11 protein-coding genes are annotated in these 10,770 nt (G+C 65.2%); 7 read left to right on the top strand and 4 right to left on the bottom strand.

Annotated features, from left to right (window positions below):
- From AC2FMM_RS14620 to AC2FMM_RS14605, 4 genes are all read left to right on the top strand, one after another.
- Window positions 1-684 (top strand): MFS transporter (locus AC2FMM_RS14620; RefSeq protein ID WP_496796946.1); only part of this gene is annotated, 684 nt, incomplete at its 5' end.
- A gap of 21 nt (window positions 685-705) precedes the next feature.
- The gene (locus AC2FMM_RS14615) at window positions 706-1,737 is read left to right on the top strand and encodes a glycosyltransferase family 4 protein (RefSeq protein WP_496796945.1); all 1,032 of its coding nucleotides are present in this window, start codon (window positions 706-708) and stop codon (window positions 1,735-1,737) included.
- A 103-nt stretch (window positions 1,738-1,840) separates the two neighbouring features.
- Window positions 1,841-2,863, top strand: coding sequence for an aspartate-semialdehyde dehydrogenase (locus tag AC2FMM_RS14610; protein ID WP_496687765.1), 1,023 nt, complete (start codon window positions 1,841-1,843; stop codon window positions 2,861-2,863).
- Window positions 2,864-3,021: 158 nt separating this feature from the next.
- Window positions 3,022-3,939 carry an endonuclease/exonuclease/phosphatase family protein gene (locus AC2FMM_RS14605; protein WP_496796944.1) on the top strand — a complete coding sequence of 306 codons (918 nt, stop codon included), beginning with the start codon at window positions 3,022-3,024 and terminating at the stop codon, window positions 3,937-3,939.
- A 41-nt stretch (window positions 3,940-3,980) separates the two neighbouring features.
- Here the strand turns inward: AC2FMM_RS14605 and AC2FMM_RS14600 are convergent, their stop codons facing one another.
- Window positions 3,981-4,631: a carbonic anhydrase gene (locus AC2FMM_RS14600; RefSeq protein ID WP_496681001.1), complete on the bottom strand. Its 651-nt coding sequence runs from the start codon at window positions 4,629-4,631 to the stop codon at window positions 3,981-3,983.
- A gap of 142 nt (window positions 4,632-4,773) precedes the next feature.
- Between AC2FMM_RS14600 and AC2FMM_RS14595 the strand changes: the two genes are divergently transcribed.
- The 3 genes from AC2FMM_RS14595 to AC2FMM_RS14585 all read left to right on the top strand — a co-directional run bounded on the left by AC2FMM_RS14595 (window position 4,774) and on the right by AC2FMM_RS14585 (window position 7,344).
- The gene (locus AC2FMM_RS14595) at window positions 4,774-5,163 is read left to right on the top strand and encodes a hypothetical protein (protein ID WP_005979954.1); all 390 of its coding nucleotides are present in this window, start codon (window positions 4,774-4,776) and stop codon (window positions 5,161-5,163) included.
- A 64-nt stretch (window positions 5,164-5,227) separates the two neighbouring features.
- A complete protein-coding gene (locus tag AC2FMM_RS14590) occupies window positions 5,228-6,610 on the top strand; it encodes a leucyl aminopeptidase family protein (protein WP_496796943.1) in 1,383 nt (460 codons plus the stop codon).
- Complete coding sequence (locus tag AC2FMM_RS14585) at window positions 6,607-7,344, top strand: C40 family peptidase (protein WP_496796942.1); 738 nt, start codon at window positions 6,607-6,609, stop codon at window positions 7,342-7,344. Before AC2FMM_RS14590 ends, AC2FMM_RS14585 begins: the two co-directional genes overlap by 4 nt.
- Here AC2FMM_RS14585 and AC2FMM_RS14580 read toward each other — a convergent pair.
- The 3 genes from AC2FMM_RS14580 to AC2FMM_RS14570 all read right to left on the bottom strand — a co-directional run bounded on the left by AC2FMM_RS14580 (window position 7,341) and on the right by AC2FMM_RS14570 (window position 10,764).
- Window positions 7,341-7,691 (bottom strand): DUF2794 domain-containing protein, encoded by a 351-nt coding sequence (locus AC2FMM_RS14580; protein WP_496681005.1) that lies wholly within the window; start codon window positions 7,689-7,691, stop codon window positions 7,341-7,343. The genes AC2FMM_RS14585 and AC2FMM_RS14580 overlap by 4 nt on opposite strands.
- Before the next feature lie 73 nt (window positions 7,692-7,764).
- Window positions 7,765-9,432 carry an ABC transporter permease gene (locus tag AC2FMM_RS14575; RefSeq protein ID WP_496796941.1) on the bottom strand — a complete coding sequence of 556 codons (1,668 nt, stop codon included), beginning with the start codon at window positions 9,430-9,432 and terminating at the stop codon, window positions 7,765-7,767.
- A gap of 114 nt (window positions 9,433-9,546) precedes the next feature.
- Window positions 9,547-10,764 (bottom strand): phenylacetate--CoA ligase family protein, encoded by a 1,218-nt coding sequence (locus AC2FMM_RS14570; protein WP_496796940.1) that lies wholly within the window; start codon window positions 10,762-10,764, stop codon window positions 9,547-9,549.
- Window positions 10,765-10,770: the final 6 nt, after the last annotated feature.

Here is a 10,770-nt window from a genome sequence, read left to right as displayed (position 1 = left end):
CTGGCCGCGATCTCGGGCGCGGTGGCCTTGGGCATCTGGGTGACGGTCAAAGACCCCGCGCGGGTGGTGTCCGAGCAGAAAGGGTCGGTTCTGGACCTGCTGCGCGAGCCAGCTCTGTGGGCGATTTTGCCGTTGATGCTGGTGGCCTATGCGCCCTCGGCCGCGCTGCGGGGGCTGTGGGCCGGCCCCTATCTGCTGGACGTGTTCGGGCTGAGCGCCACCCAGATCGGGCAGGCCACGCTGGTCATGGGCGCCGCGATGATCGCGGGCACCTTTGTCTATGGGCCGCTGGACCGGCTGCTGAACACCCGCAAATGGGTGATCTTCGGCGGCAACGCGCTGGCGGTACTGGCGCTGGGGCTGTTGGGGCTGTGGGTCGCGGACGCCGTCTGGCTGTCGGTTCTGCTGATGTCGCTGATCGGGTTTCTGGGGGCATCCTTCCCGGTGATCATGGCGCATGGGCGCGCCTTCATCCCGGCGCACCTGGTGGGGCGCGGCGTGACCCTGCTGAACCTGTTCGGGATCGGCGGCGTGGGGCTGGCGCAATTCGCCACCGGCCGCATCCATGCGGCGACGGTGGACATGGGACCAACCGCACCCTACACAGCGATATTCGCCTTCTTTGCCGCCACGCTGGCGATCGGCTGCGTGATCTACCTGTTCAGCCGTGACAGTATGGAGTGAGACCCCGCCGGAGCGCATCCCGTGAAAGACCCCGTTGTCCTTGCCCCCAACCTGAAACGCCGCCTGTCGGGCGTGACCGCCACGATCGCACGGCTGGTGCCGTTGCAGGCGCAGTGGATCGACATCGCCGCCACCGGCCCGGGCCTGCCAGGGGACATCCCACACATCCCGCTGGGCCACCTGCCCTTTCTGTCGCGCAAGACGCTGCGGGTCTGGCACGCCCGCCGCAACACCGAGATGCTGCTGGGCCTGATCCTGCGCGACCTGCTGCGGCTGCGGTTGAAACTGCTATTCACCAGCGCCTCGCAGCGGGCGCATACGGGCTATACCAAGTGGCTGATCGGCAAGATGGACGCGGTGGTGGCCACCTCACGCAAGACGGCCGGGTACCTTGAGCGGGACGCGCAGGTGATCATGCACGGCATCAATCTGCAGGATTTCACCCCTCCGCAGGACAAGGCGGCGCTGCGCCAGAAGCTGGGGCTGCCCGACGGGTTGCTGCTGGGTTGTTACGGGCGCATCCGGCACCAGAAGGGCACCGACGCTTTCGTGGATGCCATGATCGGGCTGTGTGGGCAGTTCGACGACGTGTCAGGCATCGTCATGGGGCGGGCCACGGAAAAGCATGTGGGCTTTCTGAACGACCTGAAGGCCAAGGTGGCCGAGGCCGGCCTGTCCGACCGCATCCTTTTCAAGCCCGAGGTCACCGTGGACAGGATCGCCCAATGGTACCAGGTGCTGGACCTGTTCATCGCCCCCCAACGCTGGGAGGGGTTCGGACTGACCCCCCTCGAAGCGATGGCCTGCGGCGTGCCCGTGGTGGCCACCGATGTGGGTGCGTTTTCCGAGATCGTGACCGACCCCGCGTTGGGTCGGGTGGTGCCTCCGGGCGACATTCCGGCGCTGGCCGCAGCCGCGGCCGAGATGTTGGCGGACCGTGATTCCCTGGCCCGCGCGGGTCAGGCCGCCCGCGCCCATGTTGAACGGAATTTCGACATCAACGGCGAGGCGCAGGCGCTTGTTGCGCTCTATCGACGGCTGCTGGCCGGCTGAGGTGCCGCAAAACTGCGTCAAACGGTCAATTCCGCCGCGAAGACCCTTTTTTCTTTTCGGTTTCGCGGCTATGAACGCGCGTCCTTAATTCAGGAGACTAGACATGGGCTATCGCGTCGTTGTCGTCGGCGCCACGGGGAACGTGGGCCGCGAAATGCTGAACATCCTGGCCGAGCGCCAGTTCCCGGTTGACGAAATCGCCGCTCTGGCGAGCCGCCGTTCGCTGGGCACCGAGGTCAGCTTTGGCGACAAGACACTCAAGACCCAGGATCTGGACACGTTCGATTTCACCGGCTGGGACATGGCGCTGTTCGCCGTGGGCTCGGCCGCGACTAAGGATTACGCTCCCAAGGCGGCGGCCGCGGGCTGCGTGGTGATCGACAACTCGTCGCTCTATCGCTACGACCCCGAGATCCCGCTGATCGTTCCGGAAGTGAACCCGCAGGCAATCCACGACTACAAGAACAAGAACATCATCGCCAACCCCAACTGCTCGACCGCGCAGATGGTGGTGGCGCTGAAGCCGTTGCATGACCGCGCCAAGATCAAGCGCGTCGTGGTCTCGACCTATCAGTCGGTCTCGGGCGCCGGCAAGGAGGGCATGGACGAGCTGTGGGACCAGACCAAGGCCGTCTACAACCCGATCAACGATGTGCCGCCGAAGAAGTTCACCAAGCAGATCGCTTTCAACGTCATTCCGCATATCGACGTCTTCATGGAAGACGGCTCGACCAAAGAAGAGTGGAAGATGGTCGCCGAAACCAAGAAGATCGTCGATCCGTCGATCAAGCTGACCGCCACCTGCGTGCGCGTGCCGGTCTTCGTGGGCCACTCCGAGGCGATCAACATCGAGTTCGAGGAATTCCTGGACGAGGACGAGGCCCGCGACATCCTGCGCGAGGCCCCCGGCCTGATGGTGATCGACAAGCGCGAGGACGGTGGATACGTCACGCCGGTCGAATGCGCAGGCGATTTCGCCACCTTCATCAGCCGCATCCGTCAGGATTCGACCGTGGAAAACGGCCTGAACCTGTGGTGCGTATCGGACAACCTGCGCAAGGGCGCAGCCCTGAACGCCGTCCAGATCGCCGAGCTGCTGGGCCGCGAGGTTCTGAAAAAGGGCTGACATCCGGCCCTGATGCAATTGCAAGGCCGCCTCCGCCGAGGCGGCCTTGCGTGTTTTCGGGACGGGCGCCCGTGGGCAGCCATTATTGTGGCAGCGGGTCTGGACGCGAGGCGGGTCAGAGCGCATATCCTGACCTGACCGTAGACCCGGGGCGTTGAATGCAGGCATTGACCGGAAAAGCCATCTTGCGGCGCTTGATTGCGTTGTGCGCCGCGCTGTTGGCGGGCATCGTCCTGATGGGATTCACCGGGCGCTATCTGGCCGTGGGGGATTCGCTGGCCTTGCTGCGCCCTCAGGCAGGGGCCTTGCTGATGGTCTGCGCCTTGGTGCTGGCGCTGGTCCGGGCCTGGCGGCTAACTCTGGTCTCGATGGCGTTTTCACTGGTCGCCGCTGCATCGATCGCGCTGGGCTACGCGCCGGCCGACACCAGCTGTGACGACGGCTGCCTGACCTTCTATCAGAAGAATCTGATGCGGAAGGCATGGCCTCGATACGAGCTGGCCGAGGACATCATCGCATCCGGCGCCCGGATCGTGACGCTGCAGGAGGTCTCGAGCCACAACCGAAAATACATGCACACCCTGTTCGAGCACTACCCTACTGCGGTGTACTGCAGGTTTCGACCCGAACAGAACGTGGCGGTTCTGACCGATCTGCCCGCCATCGACGGGTCGGACTTCTGCCTGTCAGGGCTGGGTGCGGCCGGGATCAAGGTGCTGACCCCGGACAACGGGCCGGTCTGGGTGGTCTCGATCCACATGCAGTGGCCGTTTCCGTATGACCAGTTCAACCAAAGCCGCAAAATCGCCGAATATATCGAAAACCTGGATGGCCCGGTTCTGGTCGGTGGCGATTTCAACATGGTGCCCTGGGGCGGCAGCGTGGCGCGAATCCGCTCGGCCACCGGCAACCGGAATTTCGGAATGGTGCTGAACACCCATTCCCTGGGCAGCTGGATGATGCCGATGCCCATCGACAACCTCCTTTTCCCCATGGGCACGACCGGCACGGTGCATCTCCGCCCCTATCTGGGGTCGGACCATCTGGGCATACTGGCGCGGATTCGCCTGCCCTGACCCGCCGGGTCGAATCGGCCGGGTGCGCGCGTACGCGCCGATCAGACCAAGGCGAACTTCTTCTCCTTGGGGTCGTAGAATTCCAGCGCGCCCTCGCCGATATCTGTCCACAGCCCGTGGATCGACATCTCGCCGGCTTTCACGGCGCTTTCGACGAAGGGAAAGGTCATCAGGTTCTCGAGCGAGGCGACGACCGCCTGCCGCTCGAACTGGCGGGCCTGTTCAGTACTGTCGTCAACATCGGCGACCAGATCGAACCGGGGCTTGAGGATGTCCATCCAGCGGCCGACAAAGCTTTCCTTGGCCTCCAACTGCGGAGCGTTGCCCTTGCACATGTCGATGCAGCCCTGCACGCCACCGCATTGCGAATGGCCCAGCACAATCAGATGCGCCACCTTCAGTGCCGTCACCGCATATTCGATCGCCGCGCTGGTGCCGTGGCGCTCGCCGTCGGGCTCGTAGGGCGGAACCAGGTTGGCGATGTTGCGGTGGATGAAGAACTCGCCCTGATCGGCGCCGAAGATCGAGGTGACATGCACCCGGCTGTCACAGCACGAAATCACCATGGCGCGCGGGCGTTGCCCCTCGGTTGCCAAGCGTCGGTACCAGGCCTGGTTCTCGGAATAGGTGGTGGCCTTCCAGCCGTGATACCGCTGAACCAGATAGCTCGGCAGAGGTTTGGCAAATTGCATTGGGCTGTCCCTGATAGTCTTTCTGGCGGCCGCTGTAACCCAAATTCAGGAAAAATTCGAGCGATTTTGCCGGTTGGCCTCAAGGAATTGCAAAGGTTCAGTGTGGCAGGGTCACCGGTGCCGTGGGGGCATGAAGATTGGGGTGAATGTGGTGGACAAGATTGTCACACTTGAACAGAAGGAATCCGTCCGTCTGGACCCGGACTGCCTGAGCGGGCTGTACCGGCAGCTGGGCGACCAGAACGCGATGGACGTGCTGTGCCGCACGGTCGAGGAACTGGCCGTGCGTCTGTCGAATTGCGAGCGGCACTGGCGTCAGCGCAACTGGACCGACCTGCGCAAATGCGCCAGGTCTCTGATCGCGATCGCCGAACAGGTGGGCATGACCCTGCTGGCCCGTGTGGCCGCGGACGTGACCCGGGCCGTAGATGCGGGCGATGCGGTGGCCGCCGGCGCCACGCTTAACCGGCTGATCCGGGTGGGCGAACGGTCGCTGACCGCCGTGTGGGACCAGCAGGATCTTTCGATCTGACGGGGGTTGCGGGCGCCATACCTGTCGCTAGTCTGTGCACGACCCTGATCAGACCGAGGCGCCCATGACCCTGACATTCGCTTCCCCCGACCAACCGGCCACTGCGCTGCATGTCATCGACCAGGACGCACGCGATGGGTGGCTCGAAGCGCAGCCGCCGCAGGTTCAGGCCTGGGTGGCGGCGAACAGGTTCACCGGGGCGTTGGGGCAGGTGTTGCTGATCCCGGGTGCTGAAGGGGCGCCCGATCGTGCACTGGCCGGCTATGGCACCGCCGACCGGCGCGCGCGGGTTCGGTTCCCGCTGGCCGCCGCGGCCGAGGCGCTGCCCGAGGGCACCTATGCCATCGCTTCGGGCCTGCCCGCCGACCGCGCCGAGGTCGAGGCGCTGGGCTGGTTGCTGACCGGCTATGCCTTTGACCGATATGCCACGCAATCGGCCGCCAAGGCCAGGCTGGTCGCGCCGGACGGGGTGAACGCCGCGCGGGTCGAGATCATGGCCAATGCCGAGGCGCTGATCCGCGATCTGGTCAACACGCCCGCGGCCGACATGGGCCCCGATCAGCTGCAGGCCGCGGCCGAGGCGCTGGCCGGGGAGTTCGGCGCCCGGTGCGAAGTGACCCGAGGCGACGCGCTGCTGCAACGGAATTTCCCGATGATCCACGCCGTGGGCCGGGCCGCCGAACAGGCCCCGCGCCTGATCGAGATGACCTGGGGCACATCCGGCCCGAAACTGACTCTGGTCGGCAAAGGCGTCTGTTTCGACACCGGCGGGCTGGATCTTAAGCCCGCCGCCGCGATGGGTTTGATGAAAAAGGACATGGGCGGCGCGGCGAACGTGCTGGGGCTGGCGCGCATGATCATGGCGCTGGATCTACCGCTGCAATTGCGTGTACTGATCCCGGCGGTGGAAAACGCGGTGGCGGGCAACGCGTTCCGGCCGGGCGACATCCTGACCTCACGCAAGGGCCTGACGGTCGAGATCAACAACACCGATGCTGAAGGGCGGCTGGTGCTGGCCGATGCGCTGGCGCTGGCGGATGAGGGCGCGCCGGATCTGGTGATCTCGATGGCGACGCTGACCGGGGCGGCGCGGGTGGCGGTGGGGGCGGATCTGGCCCCGTTCTACACCAATGACGATGCCGCCGCGCAGGCGTTGGCGCAGGCCGCCGTTCAGGCGGCTGACCCGGTCTGGCGGATGCCGTTCCACACGCCCTACGAGACGTTGATCGAGCCGGGCATCGCCGATCTCGACAACGCGCCGGCGGGCGGGTTCGCCGGGTCGATCACCGCGGCGTTGTTCCTGCGGCGGTTCGTGGAAAACAGCCGGTACATGCATTTCGACATCTATTCCTGGCAAAAAGCCAAAGAGCCCGGCCGCAGCAAGGGCGGGTTGGGGCAAGGGCCGCGCGCCCTGCTGACCGCCCTGCCGGGGTTGCTGGGCCTGTGAACCGCGCGCGCGTCATCCGCCCCGTCGTGGACCTGCTGCGCAGCCCCAAGGGCTCGCGTGACCGGCAGCTGCTGTATGGCGACGGCCTTGACGTCACCGAACAGTCCGGCGGCTGGTACCGGGTGGTTTCCGACAAGGATGGGTATCAAGGCTGGCTGCGCGCGGACCAGCTGGGCCCGGATGCCCCGGCCACGCATTGGATCTGGGCCCCGGCAACCCATGCCTATTCCGAACCCGAAATCAAAAGCCCCGACCGGGTCAGCCTGAGCTTTGGCAGCCGGATCGTGGTGCTGTCGCAGCAGGACCGCTTTGTCGAGACCGAGCTTGGGTTCATCCCCGCAGTGCATGTCAAACCGGTCGGAACACTGCTGAACGACCCGGTGGCGGTGGCCGAACTGTTTCTGGGCACGCCCTATCTGTGGGGTGGCAACAGCCGGTGGGGGCTGGATTGTTCGGGCCTGGTGCAGGCGGGGCTGCTGGCCTGCGGTGTGGCCTGCCCCGGCGACAGCGGCGATCAAGAGCGGGACCTGGGGACCGCATTGCCTCAAGGCTCCCCGGCGCAGCGTGGCGATCTGCTGTTCTGGAAAGGCCATGTGGCCTGGGTGTCCGGTGACAACCTGCTGCTGCATGCCAATGCCCACCACATGGCCGTGGTATTCGAGCCGATGGATCAGGCCATCGCCCGGATCGAGGCCCAGGGCGACGGGCCGGTCACGGCGCACAAGCGGCTCTAATCCGGGTCGACCGAGCGGATCAGCTTGCGCTCAAGCACCCGCAGGACGGCGCGCAGGTCGTGCCCGCGTTTCAGGATGCGTCCGTCCATGCCCACCACCGAGAACATGCCCTGTTTCTGCCGAAGACGCGGGTGTTTCTCGATGCGGTAGATCGGGTGTTCGGCGGTGCGCCGGAAGACCGAAAAGATCGCCACGTCGCGCAGGTTGGATATTCCGTAATCGCGCCATTCTCCGGCGGCGACCATCCGTCCATAGACGGAAAGAATCAATGACATCTCTTGCCGGTTGAAGGCCACCGGCATCTGGGTCGGCCCTGCAGGGTTCCGGCTGGGAGGCTGCATGTTCATGTCTTCAGCCTTGCCGGAAACGGAGATCAGATCAAGTCTGTCACGACAGGGTGTGGTATTTTTGAACCGCCAGTCAGGGCTTGCGACCCACCTGGCGGCAGATCAGGATCACCGGCAGCAGCCCCACGGCCAGGATCGCCAGCGACGGAACGGCGGCGCCCTCCAACCGTTCGTCCGAGGCCAGCCGATAGGCCTGCACCGCCAGCGTATCAAAGTTGAACGGCCGCATGATCAGCGTGGCCGGCAGTTCCTTCATCACGTCCACGAACACAATCAGCAGCGCCGTCAGCAACGACGGCGTGAGGATCGGCAGATGCACCCGCCTCAACGTGCCCAATGGTGTCTGCCCCAAGGACCGGGCAGCGGCGTCCATATTTGCATGCACCGTGCTCTGGCCACTTTCATAGGCGCTGAGCGCGGCGGCCAAAAAGCGCACCATGTAGGCCGCCACCAACAGCCAGATCGAGCCGGTGACCAGCAACCCGGTCGACACGCCGAAGGACTGCCGCATCCAGGCGTCCAGCGCATTGTCGAATCCAGCAAAGGGCACGATCAGCCCCACCGCGATGACCCCGCCTGGCACGGCGTAGCCCAACCGCGCCACATAGGCCGCCATGGCCGAGCCGCGCCCGGGCCGCAGCCGTTGATAGAACCCCACGCAGACCGCCGCGCAGACGGTGATCACCGCCGCCGTTCCCGCCAGCGTCAGAGAATTGCGAATGAACCCCAGATAGCGGGCCGACAGCAGGTCCTGTTCGGACTCCAGCCCCATCTGCACCAGAACGACGACCGGCAACAGAAACCCCAAAAGAACCGGGATGGCACACAGGACCCACGCCGCCACGGCCTGCCAACCGGACAATTGCGCCGCCGGCAAGGCCGAATGGCGTTTGCCCGGCTGGTAGTATTTGGCTTTGCCGCGCTGGGTGCGCTCGGTCACGGCCATCACCAGCGCAAAGGCCAGAAGGCACAGCGCCAGCTGCGCCGCCGCCGCGCGGTCGGCCATGGAAAACCAGCTGGTATAGATGCCGGTGGCAAAGGTCTGAACCCCGAAATAGGCGACCGTGCCGAAATCGGCGATGGTCTCCATCACCGCCAGCAGTACGCCTCCGGCGATGGCGGGTCGCGCCATCGGCAACGAGACGCGCCAGAAGGCCGACCACGGGCTACTGCCCAGCGCCCGCGCCGCCAGAAAGGCGGTGGCGCTTTGTTGCAGAAAGGCCGCGCGAGCCAACAGATAGACATAGGGGTACAGCACCAGGATCAGCATGACTGCCGCACCCTCGGTCGAGCGGATCTCGGGGAACCAATAGTCGCGCGGGCCCCAGCCGGTCACCTGACGCAGCGTGGTCTGAACGATGCCGGGGTGATCGAGGATGAAGGTATAGGCATAGGCCAGCACATAGGCCGGAAAGGCCAGCGGCAGCACCAGTGCCACTTCGAACAGGCGTACCCCGGGAAAACGGGTCATGGTGACCAGCCACGCGGCCCCGACCCCGATGGCGAAGGTGCCGGCCGAGACCAGAACCACCAGAATAGCCGTGGTGGCGGCATAGCCGGGCAGGACCGTGTCCAGCAGATGCCGGATCGTGTCGGTACCGCCGGTGACGGCCGCCAGCACCACGGCGACCATCGGCAACAGGCAGACTGCCGCCAACAGATAGGCCAAGGCCCCGACGAACCGCGTGCCGAAGGCCCCGCGGTTGCGCGATCCATGTTCTGAAAATTCGATCTGGGCCATGGCCTCGGGTCGACAAAGGTTGCGGTTCCCCTTTAATCGACCAAAAAACTCGGAAACGCCAGTGGGCAGGCACAGGATTCTGCGGCGTATTTAGCCGCAGAACCCGGGGCCGGATCAATCGTAGACGCGCTGATCCTCGATCACCAGCCCGTCCTTGGGCAGCGAGCCAGGCGGCACCACCTGAACCGCACCCTTCAGCTTGAGCACCTCGACCACAGATTTGGCATAGGTATCGGCGTCGCCGCCGGGGCTTTCGATCTGAACGGTCATCGTGTCCATCTCGCCCTGCCGGGCGGCGATCACGCGGGCCTTGACGATCTCGTCATGCTTGGCGACCAGCGCGGCCACCTGTTCGGGTCGCACGAACATGCCCTTGATCTTGGTGGTCTGGTCGGCACGCCCCATCCAGCCCTTGATGCGCAGGTTGGTGCGACCACAGGGCGACTGCCCGGGCAACACCGCCGACAGATCACCGGTGGCAAAGCGGATCAGCGGATAGTCGGGGTTGAGGGAGGTCACCACGACCTCGCCGACCTCGCCTTCCGCCACCGGTGTTCCGGTACCGGGGGTCACGATTTCGACGATGACATGCTCGTCGATGATCATGCCCTCCATCGCGGCGCTTTCATAGGCGATATTGCCCAGATCGGCCGTGGCATAGCACTGCAGACAGGAGATGCCCCGATCGGCATAGGCCTGGCGCAGGCTGGGGAACAGAGCCCCGCCGCCCACGACGGCCTTCGAGAAGTTCAGCGAAACGCCCATCTCGTCGGCCTTGTCCAAGATCACCTTCAGGTAATCGGGCGTGCCGGCATAGGCGGTACAGCCCACGTCGCGCGCGGCGGTCACCTGAAGTTCGGTCTGGCCCGTGCCGGCGGGCAGCACGGCTGCGCCCACGGCACGGGCGCCGTTTTCAAAGATCATGCCCGCGGGTGTCAAGTGATAGCCAAAACAGTTCTGCACGATATCGCCCCGGCCCACGCCCGCCGCATGCAGGAACCGGCCCATGCGCCACCAGTCGTAATCGACTCCGCCGGGTTCATAGATCGGCCCCGGCGACTGGAACACATGGGCAAAGCCATGCGCAGGCTTGACGGTAAAGCCACCAAAGGGCGGGTGCTGACCCTGCGCCTTGGTCAGGTCGGACTTGCGCAGAACCGGCACCCTGGGCAGATCGGCGATGGTCTGGATCGCATCCAGATCGACATCGGCGAAATGGGCCGCGAAACCGGGCGCGGATTTCGCCCGCGCCAGCTGTTCGCGCAGACCGGCCGATTGCTCGGCGGCGCGCTGGTCGGCCGAACGGGTTTCCAGAGCATCGTAGAATGTCATCGCCAG

The sequence above is a fragment of the Ruegeria sp. BHSC043 genome, from assembly GCF_059612985.1.
This window is presented reverse-complemented; position numbering and strand designations above follow the sequence as displayed.

What these genes read in the sequence shown, in the direction of transcription:
- AC2FMM_RS14610 (WP_496687765.1), top strand. Translation starts at nt 1,841, where the DNA reads ATGGGCTATCGCGTCGTTGTCGTCGGCGCCACGGGGAACGTGGGCCGC.
- AC2FMM_RS14605 (WP_496796944.1), top strand. Translation starts at nt 3,022, where the DNA reads ATGCAGGCATTGACCGGAAAAGCCATCTTGCGGCGCTTGATTGCGTTG.
- AC2FMM_RS14600 (WP_496681001.1), bottom strand. Translation starts at nt 4,631, where the DNA reads ATGCAATTTGCCAAACCTCTGCCGAGCTATCTGGTTCAGCGGTATCAC.
- AC2FMM_RS14590 (WP_496796943.1), top strand. Translation starts at nt 5,228, where the DNA reads ATGACCCTGACATTCGCTTCCCCCGACCAACCGGCCACTGCGCTGCAT.
- AC2FMM_RS14580 (WP_496681005.1), bottom strand. Translation starts at nt 7,691, where the DNA reads ATGAACATGCAGCCTCCCAGCCGGAACCCTGCAGGGCCGACCCAGATG.
- AC2FMM_RS14575 (WP_496796941.1), bottom strand. Translation starts at nt 9,432, where the DNA reads ATGGCCCAGATCGAATTTTCAGAACATGGATCGCGCAACCGCGGGGCC.
- AC2FMM_RS14570 (WP_496796940.1), bottom strand. Translation starts at nt 10,764, where the DNA reads ATGACATTCTACGATGCTCTGGAAACCCGTTCGGCCGACCAGCGCGCC.